This is a genomic window from Shewanella sp. TB7-MNA-CIBAN-0143 (genome assembly GCF_040310065.1).
Taxonomy (GTDB): Bacteria; Pseudomonadota; Gammaproteobacteria; order Enterobacterales; family Shewanellaceae; genus Shewanella.
In genome coordinates this window covers 87,681-104,666 of the sequence record NZ_JBEOPL010000007.1, presented here as the reverse complement: position 1 = coordinate 104,666, position 16,986 = coordinate 87,681, and the positions used below count along the sequence as shown (strand labels likewise).

The 16,986-nt window shown below is 41.4% G+C and carries 13 protein-coding genes; 10 read left to right on the top strand and 3 right to left on the bottom strand.

The genetic code is table 11. From position 1 onward, the window contains the following. The first annotated feature begins 34 nt into the window (after nt 1–34). The 3 genes from AAEY97_RS07760 to katB all read left to right on the top strand — a co-directional run bounded on the left by AAEY97_RS07760 (nt 35) and on the right by katB (nt 2,664). Nucleotides 35–472, top strand: coding sequence for a PaaI family thioesterase (locus tag AAEY97_RS07760; protein WP_101086175.1), 438 nt, complete (start codon nt 35–37; stop codon nt 470–472). A gap of 225 nt (nt 473–697) precedes the next feature. Next, a complete protein-coding gene (locus AAEY97_RS07755; RefSeq protein ID WP_350997861.1) occupies nt 698–940 on the top strand; it encodes a hypothetical protein in 243 nt (80 codons plus the stop codon). Nucleotides 941–1,203: 263 nt separating this feature from the next. After that, nucleotides 1,204–2,664, top strand: coding sequence for a catalase KatB (gene katB / locus AAEY97_RS07750; protein ID WP_350997858.1), 1,461 nt, complete (start codon nt 1,204–1,206; stop codon nt 2,662–2,664). Between the two features lie 152 nt (nt 2,665–2,816). On the opposite strand, the gene AAEY97_RS07745 is transcribed toward katB, so the two are convergent. Further along, nucleotides 2,817–4,301: a CYTH domain-containing protein gene (locus tag AAEY97_RS07745; RefSeq protein ID WP_350997855.1), complete on the bottom strand. Its 1,485-nt coding sequence runs from the start codon at nt 4,299–4,301 to the stop codon at nt 2,817–2,819. Nucleotides 4,302–4,537: 236 nt separating this feature from the next. Here AAEY97_RS07745 and AAEY97_RS07740 point away from each other — a divergent pair, with 236 nt between their 5' ends. The 4 genes from AAEY97_RS07740 to putA all read left to right on the top strand — a co-directional run bounded on the left by AAEY97_RS07740 (nt 4,538) and on the right by putA (nt 10,831). Beyond that, nucleotides 4,538–5,218, top strand: coding sequence for a TIGR00153 family protein (locus tag AAEY97_RS07740; protein WP_059747637.1), 681 nt, complete (start codon nt 4,538–4,540; stop codon nt 5,216–5,218). A 25-nt stretch (nt 5,219–5,243) separates the two neighbouring features. Beyond that, complete coding sequence (locus AAEY97_RS07735) at nt 5,244–6,512, top strand: inorganic phosphate transporter (RefSeq protein WP_101086171.1); 1,269 nt, start codon at nt 5,244–5,246, stop codon at nt 6,510–6,512. 140 nt (nt 6,513–6,652) lie between these two features. Next, complete coding sequence (locus AAEY97_RS07730) at nt 6,653–7,234, top strand: TIGR04211 family SH3 domain-containing protein (protein ID WP_101086170.1); 582 nt, start codon at nt 6,653–6,655, stop codon at nt 7,232–7,234. Between the two features lie 402 nt (nt 7,235–7,636). Then, nucleotides 7,637–10,831 (top strand): bifunctional proline dehydrogenase/L-glutamate gamma-semialdehyde dehydrogenase PutA, encoded by a 3,195-nt coding sequence (gene putA, locus AAEY97_RS07725; RefSeq protein WP_197708415.1) that lies wholly within the window; start codon nt 7,637–7,639, stop codon nt 10,829–10,831. 105 nt (nt 10,832–10,936) lie between these two features. On the opposite strand, the gene AAEY97_RS07720 is transcribed toward putA, so the two are convergent. Then, on the bottom strand, nt 10,937–11,221 hold the full coding sequence (locus AAEY97_RS07720; protein WP_101086168.1) for a hypothetical protein: 285 nt from the start codon (nt 11,219–11,221) through the stop codon (nt 10,937–10,939). A 368-nt stretch (nt 11,222–11,589) separates the two neighbouring features. Here AAEY97_RS07720 and AAEY97_RS07715 point away from each other — a divergent pair, with 368 nt between their 5' ends. The 3 genes from AAEY97_RS07715 (at nt 11,590) to AAEY97_RS07705 (ending at nt 14,672) form a co-directional block, all read left to right on the top strand. After that, a complete protein-coding gene (locus tag AAEY97_RS07715; protein ID WP_101086167.1) occupies nt 11,590–12,933 on the top strand; it encodes a Na+/H+ antiporter NhaC family protein in 1,344 nt (447 codons plus the stop codon). Between the two features lie 276 nt (nt 12,934–13,209). Continuing rightward, nucleotides 13,210–13,902: a hypothetical protein gene (locus AAEY97_RS07710; protein ID WP_350997850.1), complete on the top strand. Its 693-nt coding sequence runs from the start codon at nt 13,210–13,212 to the stop codon at nt 13,900–13,902. Between the two features lie 53 nt (nt 13,903–13,955). Beyond that, the gene (locus tag AAEY97_RS07705) at nt 13,956–14,672 is read left to right on the top strand and encodes a 23S rRNA pseudouridine(2604) synthase RluF (protein ID WP_350997847.1); all 717 of its coding nucleotides are present in this window, start codon (nt 13,956–13,958) and stop codon (nt 14,670–14,672) included. Between the two features lie 3 nt (nt 14,673–14,675). Here AAEY97_RS07705 and AAEY97_RS07700 read toward each other — a convergent pair whose 3' ends face one another. Beyond that, the gene (locus AAEY97_RS07700) at nt 14,676–16,832 is read right to left on the bottom strand and encodes a S46 family peptidase (RefSeq protein WP_182743552.1); all 2,157 of its coding nucleotides are present in this window, start codon (nt 16,830–16,832) and stop codon (nt 14,676–14,678) included. Between the last annotated feature and the right edge of the window lie 154 nt (nt 16,833–16,986).

The window sequence follows — 16,986 nt, the reverse complement described above, 5'->3', positions numbered from 1 at the left end:
AGTTTTCTAATAATAATAATGATGGATATTAAGAATGAGTATTTGGTTTAACACTGTCACTTTAGAAGATTGTGCTCGTTTAGATGCAGGGATGCAGGGAAAGGGCACCTTAATGCAAACATTGGGCATTAAAATTACTGAAATCGGCGACGATTATATGGTTGCCACAATGCCAGCTAATCCAGCCGTACATAATCCATTAGGGATTGTTCATGGTGGTGCGAACGTCGCACTAGCGGAAACCGTTGCCAGCTATGCCGCCAACTTTGTGGTCGACTTTACACGCTACTATTGTGTTGGCCAAGAAATCAACGCAAATCATTTGAAAGCATCACGTAATGGTGAATTAACGGCAACGGCTAAACCTGTGCATTTAGGTAAACGCAGTTCGGTTTGGGAAGTCCTTATTCGTAACAGTGCGGGTGAACTTTGTTGTATTTCACGAATGACGGCAGCGGTTGTAGAGCGATAAGCTATTATAGATACTAGAATTCTAGTAATAAATAGGCCTTATAATCAGCGATAGACCAATGTTTTAATTTTGTTGATTCGGTATTATGCATATAAGGCGTTTTGCTTGTTTGAATGTAAAAACAGATGCGTTAAGCAATAAGGTTATTTCATTCACTGACTCACGCTAGCTTAAGGTTGTTACTCGCTTGCATTAGATGTAGGCATATCAAAATAAGGAAAATCCATGGACAGTATCAACATCTGGGAATGGGTAGGGTATTTAGCCTCTGTCGTTGTGGCTATTTCGCTGATGATGTCAGACATTAAAAAACTACGCTGGTGGAACTTAATTGGTGCAGGGTTGTTTGTGGCTTATGGCCTCGCGATTGATGCGATCCCTGTGGCGCTGGTTAACTTTTTTATTGTATTAATTGATCTCTATTATTTAGTGAAGTTATACCGTGAGCCTACTCCACCCGCTGAATAGTCACATTGTGTCTCGATAAAGCCAAATAATCAGTTTGGCTTTTTTATTGCCTGCATTTTAGTTTTAATCTGTTTTTCTTATCCTTAACAAATTACACAATCGCTTTTTTAGTTTGTAGTAATCTATTTTAATCGTTTTATGTAATTATGAAGTGCTTCTATTATGTATCCATCGAATGATGAGTTGAGTGAGGAAAATCATCATGGCAACAGTTTATGACTTAATTGAGCAGTGGTTAGTAGACCGCACATAGGAGCAAAAAAATGAATCAAGGTAATTATTTAACCAGCCAAAATGGCGCCCCGGTAGCAGATGATCAAAATTCAATCTCGGCTGGTGAACGTGGTCCACTGCTTTTACAAGATTGGCATTTAATAGAGAAGCTGGCTCATTTTAATCGTGAACGTATTCCTGAGCGTGTGGTACATGCTAAAGGGACTGGTGTATATGGGACGTTTACACTAACTAAAGATTTAAGTGAATTTACCATAGCGGATCATTTTAATGGTGTCGGCAAGCAGACTGAAACATTTATGCGCTTCTCTACGGTAGGCGGAGAAATGGGGTCAGCAGATGCAGAGCGTGATCCACGCGGTTTTGGACTACGTTTTTATACTGCTCGTGGTAACCACGATATTGTCGGTAATAATACCCCGACATTCTTTATTCGTGACGGTATTAAATTCCCTGACTTTATTCACACTCAGAAACGTCACCCACAAACTAATTTAAAAGATCCCCAAGCAATGTGGGACTTTTGGGCGCTCAATCCAGAGTCGATGCATCAAGTGACCATATTAATGTCAGACCGTGGTATTCCGGCTAACTACAGACAAATGCATGGTTATGGTTCGCACACGTTCTCGTTTTGGAATGCGAAGGGTGAACGTTTTTGGGTTAAGTTCCACTTTAAATCACAGCAAGGCGTGGTGAATTTAACCGGCGAACAAGCAGATATATTAAAAGGGATAGATCCTGATTCATCACAACGCGACATGGTGGCAGCAATTAATGATGCTAACTTCCCGCGTTGGACTGTGAATGTGCAAATTATGCCTGAATCTGATGCCAATACTTACGCCATTAATCCATTTGATTTGACTAAAGTATGGCCGCACAGTGATTATCCGTTGATTGAAGTGGGTGAACTTGAGCTAAACCGTTTACCACAAAACTACTTTGCTGAAGTTGAACAAGTGGCATTAGCACCAAGTAACTTAGTGCCTGGAGTGGGGGCGTCGCCAGACAAAATGCTGCAAGCCCGTTTGTTTTCATATGCAGATGCGCAGCGCTACCGTATAGGGACTAATTATAATCAATTACCCGTTAACTGTCCGCATGCCGCTAAAGCCAACCATCATCAACGTGCTGGTGCTATGGCAGGAACACAGTGTCCTTATCAAGGTAGCCAAACCGGTGGTGATGCCAGTGTTAATTATGGTCCTAACAGTGTTGCACCACTCACTGAGAATGCTAGTTTTGAAGAACCACCGTTACGTTTAGAAGGAGAGGTTGCCCGTTTTAGTCGTTACAACCAAGATGACTTTACCCAAGCGGGTAATCTATATCGTATCTTCAGTGAAGCAGAGAAAAATAGGTTGGTGGAAACGATTGCGGGCACACTCAGTCAAACGACATTAGATGTGCAACAAAAAATGGTCGATCATTTTACTAAAGCGGATGTTGATTACGGTCAACGTGTTAAGCAGGCTTTGGCAAAGTAACCTGTATTTTGCCAAAGAATAAGCGACGATTAAGGCCTTAACGCTAACAGATTAGTTGTTTAGTAAAACAGGAAGATAATCATTATCTTCCTGTTTTACTATTCATCACTAATATATGTGGGCGTGTAACCAATTATGGGGAATATGCACGCTTACCAGTAAATAGGGACTTTTAAGGCACTTTTTCGCGAGTGCTCCATGGCAAACAATAAACTGGTTTCTTTATTGTCTAACCAAGCTTCAATATTAAGCTGATGCTGTGCACTCAAATGCCTTAATATTTTATATGCAGATAACGTACTAATCCCTAACGCTAAGTCTTGCCATGGTGCCCGAAAAGCCTCGCGCTTTTTAGCGGGATACATTTCTCCATAAGCAAACCCAACTAAGATACTTTCATCCAAAGCATCAGCAACGTGTTGGTAATCAATACTGTTCATTTCAGCGGTTATCGGCATTGATCTTCCAATACGTTTCCATGAGGCTTGCTGTAGCTGGTTGGCAAATAAACCTAATTCGGGATAATGACGGCTTTCATTTTTGCCGCTTTCAGCGGTTAATAGCAAATCGACCAATGCCAATTGTAATTGACCATACTCAGGATGTTGCCATATTGAGCCTAATTGAGTTGATATCGACATTGAGTCGATATAGTTTTCTAGTTGTAGGCAAACAAGGGTTTTATTGTTGATGTTGGCAAGTGGTTTAGCATCGTCTTGTAATAATAAACAACAACTTTGCAGTGGGCTAACAAATGCCAGAGCATGCTCAAGATGATCGAATAATGGGCTGGTGTGCTGATCTAATAAACCAAATTGATTTAAGGTGAGCCTGAGTAAGCGCACACAGCGGCGTAATTCGCCCCACAAGGCTGATTGTTGATGAACATCACCAGTTGGCAGCGTTAATATATTCTCAATCAATTGCCAGCGCTCAAGACCTGTTTCTAATAATGTGCTCAAGGCTTGCTGCATATTATTGTTTTTTGGTAATGAGACATAATCAATATGCTCAATGGTGAACGGTTTTGATTTGCCTGCAAGTTGATAACCGCGTTGAGCTTTACTGGCTTTACCTAAGCGAAATGGTACTGACTTAGCGACTTCTGTTGCGAGTATTAATAATGCAGACGTCTCTCCTGCGAGTAATTCAAATTCGAGTTCGCATATAGGGTCAACTTTATCATCAGCAATTATTTCACCTACATCTAGTGCAACCTCAACAAGGCTATCATTAAGGTATATATGCCAAGTTTGACGCTCAAAGTTGGTTTCAAAAATACATTTTAGCGATGTTGACACCTTGTCGAGATCATTTCCCTCTGGCCAAATTTCTTTTGGGAAACGTGACAAGATCGGTGTTTTTTGATCAATGCTGACATTATATTCAGGACGGGAATGGATCCCTCCTACGACCCTGCCTGCTGTTTTTATGGTCTGTTCGAGTTGATTGTCAAAACCTCTTACGCGTAAGCCCATATCCCAACGACGCAGTTGTAAGTCGTCGGTATCGAAATATCCGTTGGTGAGTTTTTTCTGCCCTTGAGGGCTTGAATTAGGGTAGTCATTCAATATTTTTTTTAACAAATCATGATGTTGTGATTGAATGAATAGTTTTAACTCTATTTCTGCGTCCATTGACTTTATGTTTGCCTTGTCATCAAATATTCACTAATGCGTCACATTATCTTCATAATGTCATATTGTTGTAATAAAAATCTCTTAGGATAGCATTGCTCGCATCATATATACTGAGCAACGATAACAGAGAAACTGTCGTACGAAATTAAAAAACACAGTTTCATTATGCGGACGCTTGGGTTAACATGCGCCCGCTTTTTCCAAACTGGAATTTATTAAATAGGTAAACGGCAATGCCAGTAAACTCTATTTTAGGTGTGTTTGCAAAATCACCTCTTAAGCCTTTAGAACTACATATCGACAAAGTACATGAGTGTGCATCACTTCTTGTTCCTTTCTTTGACGCAACCAACTCAGGCGACTGGGATGAAGCGATAAAGATCCGCAAACAAATTAGTTTGCTTGAAAAAGAAGCGGACTCACTCAAACGTGAAATTCGCCTGACTCTTCCTGGTGGATTATTTATGCCTGTTGAGCGAACTGACTTGCTTGAGTTATTAACTCAACAGGACAAAATCGCTAACAAGGCAAAAGATATCTCTGGCCGTATTATTGGCCGTCAGTTAGTCCTTCCTCAGCCTATGCAAGATGCCTTTGGTGCTTATCTAAAACGTTGTTTAGATGCCGTATCACTTGCGAAACGGGCTATTAACGAACTCGATGATTTACTCGAAACCGGTTTCCGTGGTCGTGAAGTTGAGTTAGTTGCCAAAATGATTAATGAATTAGATCTTATCGAAGAAGATTCTGATGATTTACAAATTCAAGTGCGTCGTCAGTTGTATGCATTAGAATCTGAATTGAATCCGATTGATGTGATGTTCACGTACAAAATTATCGAATGGGTTGGAGGTTTAGCAGATATTGCTGAGCGTGTCGGTTCCCGCCTAGAGCTAATGCTAGCTCGTAACTAATCACAAAGGTTATCAAGGAAACAACATGGTTGATGTATTAGTCACCAACGGCCCTATGCTCATTATGATAGCGGCTGCATTTGGATTTTTGATGGCATGGGGCATTGGTGCAAACGACGTAGCCAATGCAATGGGAACCTCTGTAGGTTCTAATGCCATTACCATTAAACAAGCGATTATTATTGCAATGATCTTTGAATTCGCCGGTGCTTTTTTAGCTGGTGGTGAAGTCACGAGTACCATTCGTAAAGGCATTATCGACGCGAGTTACTTTACTGATGTCCCAGAATTGTTGGTATACGGCATGATTGCCTCATTACTTGCTGCGGGTATTTGGTTAGTTGTAGCGTCAGCGTTAGGCTGGCCAGTTTCGACAACGCATTCAATTATTGGTGCTATTGTTGGTTTTGCCGCAGTGGGTGTCAGTGCTGATGCAGTTGAATGGGGTAAGGTTGGCGGTATTGTAGGCTCTTGGGTAGTGACACCTGCTATTTCGGGTTTTATTGCTTATATCATTTTCCAAAGTGTGCAAAAGCTGATTTTTAATACCGATGATCCATTAGCAAGTGCTAAGCGTTATGTGCCTTTCTACATGGCATTGGCCGGTTTTGTGATGTCACTTGTGACCATTACTAAAGGCTTATCACATGTAGGCATAAACTTTTCAACACTTGAAGCATATGCATTAGCAGCTGTGGTTGCAGCCGTAGTCGGTCTTGCAGGTAAAATTGCTATTAGTCGTTTAAAAATGAGCGATAAAGCCGATCTAAAAACCCAGTATGGGAATGTTGAAAAAGTATTTGCCATATTAATGGTTGTGACTGCATGTTGTATGGCATTTGCCCATGGCTCAAACGACGTTGCTAATGCGATTGGTCCTTTAGCTGCTGTGGTTTCTGTCGTAGAAAGCGGCGGTATTATTGGTGCTAAAGCGGTTCTAGCATGGTGGATTTTACCACTTGGTGCTGTTGGTATTGTTATGGGTTTGGCCATTTTTGGACAGCGTGTGATGCAAACCATTGGTAAAAACATTACGCATTTAACCCCAAGTCGTGGTTTTGCTGCTGAATTAGCTGCCGCATCAACTGTGGTTATTGCTTCTGGTACTGGTTTACCTATTTCAACAACGCAAACGTTAGTCGGTGCTGTGTTGGGTGTGGGCATGGCGCGTGGTATTGCAGCAATTAATATTGGTGTAGTACGTAACATTGTTGTGTCTTGGGTTATTACTCTGCCAGCCGGTGCTGCACTGTCTATTTTGTTCTTCTTCATTATCAAGAACATCTTTAGTTAATTTGACTAAGACGCAATGAAGTATTAGCAGAAATGTGAACGCTGAATGTATTTAAGAAGGAAGTCATATGACTTCCTTCTTGCATTCAGAGCATTTAATAAATAGCATGACAATAAGTTTTCTGAGTTTGGATAAATACCGTGTTAAGAGTACTTTCAATCCTTATATTTTTACTTGCGCCAAGTGGCGTATTTGCAGCCCAAGCACCAACGCGATTTATTTCTGATGATGTGTTCACCTATATCCACGGTGGACCGGGTACAGAGTTTCGTATTATCGGTAGTGTTGAAGCGGGTCAGCCGATCACTTTATTGGATAATACCGAAGGTGATTTTACTCAAATCATTGATCATAAAGGTCGTGAAGGCTGGGTATTAACCAGTTTAGTTTCAGATCAGCCTAGTTTTCGTGAGCGTTTTCCTGAAATGGAAGCACAATTAAAACAGGCTAATGAGCAATTAAATAACATTACGCAAAATACTGACAATACTGAAGAATCTTTAACACTGTCTAACGAAAAGGTGTCTGAGTTAAAAGCCGCTCTTACCAAAGCGATTAAAGAACGAGATGATGCTAAGTCAAAAGTACAGCAAGCCGCGGATAACCAACGTTATGAAATGTGGCAGCAAGGTGGGTTAATTGCAGGTATTGGTGCGTTGATTGGTATTGTATTGGTGTATTTACCTCGTCCACAACGTCGTAAGAAAAGCCGTTGGATGTAACATCTCCAATAACGATGAGATTTTCGCGGATAAAGTGATACGACTAATGTCTCTCATTTGATTGTATAAAGGCCAACTATTCAAACGTTGGCCTTTTTTTTAATCTTTTTCTTGATGAAATATATTCATATTCCATGTTGGTATAATTATTAAAAAAGTTACTAATTAACATTAACTTAAACGTTTATTGTTGTTGTGATGTTAATTAACTAGCACATTGTTTCTGTCTGTTTCAGTGACCAAAATCAAACAATTATTAGCAAGTTTTCAACTTGAGTGTCCAAGTTCACATTTTGAATGTATAATCGCCGAAAATCAGATCGTACATTGTATACAAAATAAAATATTCGTGAATACAGTGTCCATTCAACAACGATAATAACCATCCTTAACCTGACCTAGATGGAAGCGAATACTATGTTCAAAGCGAGTGAAGTACTGGACGGCCGCTATGACAATGCCACTCTTGAGGAACTGTTTACTGCAGTGACCAACAACTACATTGTCGATGAAGAGCAATACCTGTCTGAATTAATTAAGCTTGTGCCTTCGTCTGAACAAGACATTGAGCAAGTGACTCGTCGTGCCCATGAGCTCGTGAGCAAAGTTCGTCAGTTTGAGAAAAAAGGTCTGATGGTTGGTATTGATGCATTTTTGCAACAATACAGCTTAGAAACGAAAGAAGGCATTATTTTAATGTGCTTGGCTGAAGCCTTGCTGCGTATTCCTGATGCTGAAACAGCTGATGCGCTAATTAAAGATAAATTGTCTGGTGCCAAGTGGGATGAACACCTAAATATGAGTGGTTCATTGCTGGTTAATGCCTCAACGTGGGGGTTAATGTTAACCGGTAAACTGGTTAAGTTAGATCGTAATACTGACGGTTCGCCAAGCAATATACTTAAACGTCTGGTTAATCGTGTCGGTGAGCCGATGATCCGTCAAGCTATGTTAGCGGCGATGAAGATCATGGGTAAGCAATTTGTGTTAGGTCAGGACGTTAAAGAAGCGCTTAAAAATAGCGAAGCTAAACGTAAGTTAGGTTATACCCATAGCTATGACATGTTAGGTGAAGCAGCATTAACCGCCAATGATGCGCAAAAGTATTTTAACGATTACAGCAATGCTATTCGCGATTTAGGCGAACAGCAATACGATGAAGCGAACTCACCAAGACCCACCATATCAATCAAACTATCTGCTTTGCACCCTCGTTATGAAGTCGCTAACGAGGATCGTGTATTAAGTGAATTATACGACACAGTTATTAAGCTGATAGTACAAGCGCGTGAACTTAACATTGGTATTTCTATTGATGCTGAAGAAGTTGACCGTCTTGAATTGTCATTGAAGTTATTTAAGCAGCTTTATCAGTCAGAAGCCGCTAAAGGCTGGGGCTTATTAGGCATTGTGGTGCAAGCTTATTCTAAGCGTTGTTTACCGGTGTTGTGTTGGTTGACGCGTCTTGCTAAAGATCAAGGCGATGAAATTCCGCTGCGTTTAGTCAAAGGTGCTTATTGGGACAGCGAGCTAAAATGGGCGCAACAAGCAGGCGAAGCTGGCTACCCACTTTATACCCGTAAAGCCGGCACGGATGTGTCTTATTTAGCGTGTGCGCGTTATTTATTGTCTGATGCCACCCGTGGTGCTATTTATCCCCAGTTTGCTACCCACAACGCGCAAACCGTTGCCAGTATTGATGCGATGGCCGCTGATCGTTTATATGAATTCCAACGTTTGCACGGTATGGGCCAAGAGCTTTACGACACCATGCTTGCAGAAAGCGGTGCTAAAGCGGTACGTATCTATGCACCCATTGGCGCGCATAAAGACTTACTGCCGTATTTAGTTCGTCGCTTACTGGAAAACGGAGCCAATACCTCATTCGTACATAAACTGGTTGACCCTAATACCCCAATAGAAAGCTTAGTGGTTCATCCATTGGTGACGCTATTGGGTTACAAGTCGTTAGCGAATCAAAAAATTGTTAAGCCTGCTGATATTTTCGGTGCAGAACGTAAGAACTCTAAAGGATTAAACATGAACATTATTTCTGAGTCAGAGCCATTTTTTGCTGCACTGGACAAATATAGCGATACTCAATGGACAGCAGGTCCATTGGTAAACGGTAAAACCTTAACGGGTGAAGTGCAAACCGTTGTTAGCCCATACGATACTTCATTAACGGTAGGTAAAGTGGCTTTTGCTGATGCTAACGCAATTGAACAAGCCATTGCTGGTGCAGATGCTGCTTTTGGTGGTTGGGCACGTACACCTGTTGAAACTCGTGCTAATGCACTACAGAAATTAGCTGATTTATTGGAAGAAAACCGTGAAGAGCTGATTGTATTATGTACTCGTGAAGCGGGTAAGAGTATTCAAGATGGTATTGATGAAGTTCGCGAAGCAGTAGATTTTTGTCGTTATTACGCCGTACAAGCTAAGAAGATGATGGCTCAGCCTGAATTGCTTCCAGGCCCAACAGGCGAGTTAAACGAGCTGTTTCTACAAGGTCGCGGAATTTTTGTGTGTATTAGCCCATGGAACTTCCCGTTGGCGATTTTCCTTGGTCAAGTTTCTGCAGCACTTGCAGCGGGTAACACGGTTATTGCCAAGCCTGCAGAGCAAACCTGTTTGATCGGTTATCGTGCTGTGCAACTTGCGCATGAAGCCGGTATTCCTACCGACGTATTGCAGTTTTTACCCGGTACTGGCGCTGTTGTTGGTTCTGCAATCACTGCAGATGAACGTATTGGCGGTGTGTGTTTTACCGGCTCGACTGGTACTGCTAAATTAATTAACCGCACCTTGGCAAACCGTGATGGTGCAATTATTCCATTAATTGCTGAAACTGGCGGACAAAATGCCATGGTTGTTGACTCAACATCACAACCAGAGCAAGTGGTAAATGACGTGGTGTCTTCATCGTTCACCAGTGCTGGCCAGCGTTGTTCGGCACTGCGAGTCTTATTTTTACAAGAAGATATTGCAGATCGAGTGATTGAAGTGATGAAAGGTGCCATGGAACAATTAGTGATTGGCAACCCAAGTTCAGTGAAAACCGATGTCGGCCCAGTGATTGATGCTACTGCTAAAGCTAACTTGAATGCCCACATTGATCATATCAGCCAGGTCGGCAAGTTAATTAATAAACTTGAATTACCTGCGGGAACTGAAAATGGCCATTTTGTAGCGCCTACAGCCGTTGAAATTAGTTCAATTAAGCTACTCGAAAAAGAACATTTTGGGCCTATTTTGCATGTTATCCGTTATAAAGCGGCAGATTTGGCAAAAGTGGTTGATGAAATCAACAGCACAGGTTTTGGGTTAACATTGGGTATTCATAGCCGTAATGAAGGCCATGCGCTTAGCTTAGCAGACAAGGTTAACGTGGGTAACGTATACATTAACCGTAACCAAATTGGTGCAGTTGTAGGTGTACAACCATTTGGTGGCCAAGGATTATCGGGTACAGGTCCTAAAGCGGGTGGCCCACACTACTTAACTCGTTTTGTGACTGAAAAGACTCGTACCAATAACATTACCGCTATTGGTGGCAATGCCACGTTATTGTCACTAGGCGATGCTGAAGAATAAACCTGAAGTAGTTGCATTAAGCCCACTTTTTAGTGGGCTTTTTGTTATCTCGAGTTTAGGTTATGTGACTCTAATGGGTATAAGGCTATTTAATTATGAGGCAATTTAATGATGACTCTGGATATCATTGCGTTGTAAGCCACGACTGACATTTTTACACAGTTTTCCAAAGCGGCTGATATCGCCAAGTGAAGGTATAACGCCCTGGGCAATGGCTGCGTCCCAGTAATTAACTTCAGCATCAACCAAATCGAGTAACTTTTTAGGGCAGCCAACACAGTTGTTGTTGGGGCCACAGCTAAATATACCGGGTTGATCAAATGGTAAGGTATTTTTTACTTGCTCAAGGAGTCGCTTCATTGCACTCACTCTGTCTGGTTTACGTTCCATAGCCTCACCTCTATATAAGTTAGAGAATCCTTGTCAGCGTAACAAATCGGCATTAGGTTATGATTAACGTACATCAATTTTTTAGTGAATAAAGAGACCTAAATAGATAAATTGATTATGGTTATGTAAAATATTTGTAGCAGTTCTCAGGTTTTAGAATAAAAAAACGCTTTGGAAGCAAAGAAGTCTAGACGTCTAGATTGACAGCGGCGAACAGTTCTCTTATTCTTGGCACAACTTGTTATGATGCGACTGCAATATTTAGCACCTTTAAATCTGTTGTTAAATAATCACCGATGACCGAGATTGTGTCGTACTCGCTTTTCTCATCCAACAATCCCTATTCGTTAAGATAAAGAGAGATCATTTTGACCAAAGCTACTTCATCAGTTACCACAGCAGGAAACAGCCCGGCATCGTTTGTGGCGTTATTACCGTTATTTTTGTTTTTAGGATTATTTATTGGCGCAGGCTTATATTTTCAAAGCCAAGGTGTTGATTATGCGTTCTATCAATTACCCAGTGTGATTGCGATTCTCCCTGCCATTGTGTTGGCGGTGTTGTTGTCGAAACAGAAAATAAATAGTGCGATAGAAACCTTTATTGAAGGTATTGGCCATAGCAATATTATAGCTATGTGTTTAATTTATTTATTGGCAGGCGCATTTGCTGCAGTGGCTAAAGCCACTGGTGGCGTTGATGCCACCGTTGCGCTTGGTTTATCGTTTATCCCATCAAATTTATTATTGCCAGGTTTCTTTGTTATTGCCGCCTTTATCGCGACCTCAATGGGTACATCTATGGGCACCATCGCGGCGGTAGCACCAGTGGCACTAGGTGTCGCAGACCAAGCACAAATTGATTATGCCTTAATGGCGGGTGCGGTGATGTCTGGAGCATTATTTGGAGACAACTTATCGATTATTTCTGATACCACGATTGCGGCAACACGTACTCAAGGTTGTGAAATGAAAGACAAGTTCCGTGAAAACTTAGTCTTTTCGATACCGGCGGCGATCCTCACCTTGATTGCTTTTTCGATTGTCGGTCAAGGACAAGCGGATATTGCAGCTCAGGACATCGAAATATTAAAAGTATTACCGTATTTAACCATTCTGGTGTTAGCTGTGATCGGTTTAAACGTCTTTGTAGTGTTGTCGTTAGGGATTGTACTTGCTGGCATGACAGGCGTGCTGAGCTCGGGTTATAGCGTTATTCAATTTGGTAATGATATTTATACTGGTTTTACTAATATGCAGGAAATTTTTATTCTGTCGATGTTAGTCGGTGGTTTAGCGGCGTTAATGCAGCAACAAGGCGGATTAACCTTTGTCAGTAAGCAAATTGAAGGTTTAATCAGTCGCTTTTCAAAAGCCAATGGCGAAGCATCAAGTCGTGCGGCAGAGTTAGGCATGGCAGCGATTGTTGCCGCCACTAATACCTGTGTTGCTAACAATACAGTATCGATAGTGGTCACCGGTGACATTGCTAAAGAGCTTGCTGAAAAACATGGGGTATCGCCAAAACGAGCTGCGAGTATTTTAGATATCTTTGCATGTATTATTCAGGGATTAATTCCACATGGTGCCCAAGCATTATTAATTGCCTCGGTGTTTACCATCAGCCCATTAACTGCAGTGTCTAATGCTTGGTACTGTATGATTTTGGCCGTTGTAGCGGTGATAATTGTAATATTGCGTCAACGTAATTAAATTGGCTACAGGGTAAATCACACTGTCGCTAAGGTTAACAAGATTAAGGTTAAGGTGACGATTTAGCCACTATTGCAACCAATGCCCAGTCAGTAACGATTGGGCATTTTTATTTTTGGTTTAAGTTTTTGGTTTAAATTTTGGTTTAAATTTTGGTTTAAATTTTGGTTTAAGTTTCGGCTTAGGTTTAGTTTTTTGGTTATGTGATTATCGGCTTTTACTTTTTTGCTTTCCGCGTTAACATTCTCATCCCATTTTTGACATAAGTATCGTTCAGTGACAGATAGAGTCCGTAATTATGATTTACACCTAGTGATTGTATTTATGTCATTGGCTGCGGCTGTAATCTGCTCTTTTGGTGTAGGAAGTGCGTTAATCGTGCAAGCCGACGGCATCAATTTGGACATGTTGACGATCCGCCCCGATACACTTGGCGATTATATGCATTCGTCGTTTGCAATCGTGTTCAATTTATCACTATTAGCAGGTGGCTCATGCTTCTTACTCGCCATGGTGGCGGTGTTTAATACTTTCCCTGATTTACTGAGCCGCTACATCGCCATTATTGGTGGCGTAGTGGGTGTGAGTATTGTGCTAATGGGTGTGTTTCCGATTAACTTTCTAGACTTACACCGTAAAGCGTCGACGCTTTATTTATTCAGTACTATTTTTTTGCATTGTATTTGCCTACTTGATTACTTTAAACCTGGCAGCACGATGACCAAGCGAATGCTTAGTTTGAGCATTATTTCACTGTGTAGTGGGTTATTATTATTAACGTTGTTCGATTGGAGTCAGCTGGATTTTACCGAATGCTCAACGGATTTACCTCAGTATTGTATTGTGTCCTCAGCCATGTGGGCATTAACGCAAGCGAATATTCTATGGTGTATTTGCCTTGGGTTAAGCCTACTGACAACCATTAAAACTCAACAACATAGCGTGTATCAATTTCTCGAAACCCGTTAACGTCTATTTATTCTTGCTTGAGTACTATCTATGACATCAATGCGATTAAATCTATGACATCATTGCGATTAAGTCATTATTTGGCGGTGTGTGGTGTGGCGTCAAGACGCCAAGCTGCACGGCTTATCGACAGTGGTCGAGTGAGTATTAATCATCAATTAGCTAAACACACTGACCGAATTAACCTTTGCGAAATCGAGACAATTCTAGTAGACGATAAACCGATCCTTGCTGTGCAAGATAAACAGTATTGGCTATATCATAAGCCTGTTGGAATTGATTGCCGTTTATTAGTTGATGATCCTCACAGCTTACTGCATGTATTACCTGAGTTACCAAGGTTGTATCCTGCAGGGCGTTTGGATAAAGATTCTCGTGGTTTGCTACTACTCACTAATGATGGTCAATTAACGCAAGCGCTCATGCATCCCGATTATTATCATCCTAAGACATACGTGGTCCAAGTTGATAAGCCAATTAGTGCTAGTTTTCTATCGATGATGACAAAGGGTGTCAGTTATGGCGATGTGCAAACTCGACCATGCGAAGTTCGGCCATTGAGCCTGGCGAGTGCAGAAGACAGGTTTGAGATTGTATTAACCCAAGGATTAAATCGGCAAATACGCCGTATGTGCAAAGCATTAGGTTACAAAGTGATTGATTTAATGCGAACACAATTATTAGATATACGTATTGATGAGCTTGCAGAAAAAACAATGCGGCCATTAACGACCGCAGAGTTATTGAGTCTTAAACGTGCAGTAAACTGAACGTTATCTAACGATTTCCATTTCAGCTAATAAGTTGTCAGCATTATCTAAATACTGCATTACCCATAGCATGTAGCGGCTGTCTACTTGGATAGAACGGTTACTTTGTGCGTCGTATCCCCAGTCTCCAATGATACTTTCGTACACACCATCAAACAGTAAACCCACTAGTTCAGCACGACCGTTTAAGGTTGGTGAGCCTGAGTTACCACCCGTTGTGTCTAGGGTAGATAAGAAGTTAACTGGTACAGAGTCAACCGCTTTGACGTAGTAATCGCCGTATTGCTTTTGTTTAATCAGCTCAAGTTGTTTAGCTGGCGCATCGAAAGGATCAACACCAGTGTCTTTGGCTAAAATGCCTTCTAAGCGGGTAAAAGGCACCGCCACTAAACCATCCTGTGGAGAATAACCTTTCACGTTTCCGACCGTTACACGTAGGCTTGAGTTTGCATCAGCATAAACAGGTTTTCCTAACTCGCGATTGTAGGCAATGATAGCGTCCATATATTGTGGACGTACTTTCATTAAGTCACCTTCTAATTGCTTTTTCTCTTTCTCGCGCGCCATGTCAGCATCATAGGTTTGTACTGCAAATTGAATGAATGGGTCGTTAGATGCTTTAAAGTCGGCAACCGATTTGTTCATCCATGCTAAGCGAGTTTCTTTATTGTTTAGCTTGGTGTTGGCGTACATTTTATCGAGTGTTTTAGCTAATGCTTTAGCATCGAACTTGCTGCTAATACCAAAGGCTTTATCTAAAGCGGCTAAATGCTGCTCTGCAGGTAGTGCAGCATAACGTGTCAGTAAATCGGCTAGCAGGGCTTTATCGACACTGGCGGCATAACGGCGATCAATCCGTTCCATGCTTGAAGTGAAGTTGGTCATGTCACGTTCTTGGTAGCCTGGTTCTCGTGCCATATCAGCTAAGGTTTTCTCATTAGCTAAGCGATACAAATCACGTGCGGTAGTGACCATAGTGGTGTAACCGATGTAACCTAATAAAATGTCACGTTGCTGATTTTGCTGACTCTTAGCCACTAACTTTTCTAAGCTTGATAGTGTTTCGCCATACTGCAGCTGGCGTTTTTTATCTTTACCAATCCAGTTTGCTAAATCGCTTTCTATTTTCTCACGATCAGCGAGCATGGTTGATTTTCCATAATACTCAATCATCGAGGTAAAGTTTTTAGCATAATTAGCTAAACCAGCAATCAAGCTTTCGTATTTAATCCGCTCGTCGCTGCCTTCAGAGGCTGTTTCTTTGATGATGCTAATCATGCGTTCTTGTAGGACTTTGCCTTCAGGATAAGCCCAATTAAACTGATTGTTAACTTCATCGGCTGTGCGGTAACGGTTGGTACGGCCAGGATAGCCAGCAACCATCACAAAGTCGCCATCGCTAACGCCTTTAGCTGATACTTTTAAAAAGCTTTTTGGCTCGTACGGTACATTGTCTTTGCTAAAATCGGCAGGCTTGCCGTCTTTAGATACGTAAGCACGATAAAATGAGAAGTCTCCAGTATGACGAGGCCACATCCAGTTATCGATATCACCGCCGTATTTGCCCACACTAGCGGCTGGGTTATAGGCTAAACGCACATCACGAATTTCTAACTGCTTAACAAGATAATATTCTAGGCCGCCATGGAAACTATACACCTGGCAACGGTAACCATCTTCTTTTTCACATTCAGCAACTAAGGTTTTTTCTTGTAGTTCTATACCTTTATAAAACTCATTACCCACTTTATCCATCTGGTTTGCTTTAACTTTATCAGTAACATTGGTTACCGCTTCAGTTACAAAAATACGTGAACCAGGTGTCGCAGGTAATTCTTCTGCGTAAGTTTTGGCTAAAAATCCGTCTTTAAGGAGGTTTTTTTCTGGGGTTGAGTTGTACTGAATTGAGCCATAGGCACAGTGATGGTTGGTAACCACTAAGCCTTTTGGCGACACAAATGATGCGGTACAACCACCGAGGCTGATAACGGCATTCATTGGGAATTCGGTTAATTTTGAAATTGAATCAGCGCTTATTTCTAAGCCTTTTGCTTTAAGTTCATCAGCCATAGCGGGAAGTTGATGTGGTTGCCACATACCTTCATCTGCCGCAGCGCCAAAGCTGGCTGCCATAGCGACAGTTAATAACCATTTTTTCATTATAATAATTCCATTTGGGGTATTCACGGGTAATCAATATTGCCGTAAGTCGTGTCGATTTCTTGTTTAATCATCTAGGTCAATGTTGGCGGACTATAAAAACGTCGGACCATAAAAACAAAAAAGTCAGGCTAAGCCTGACTTTAACAAATGT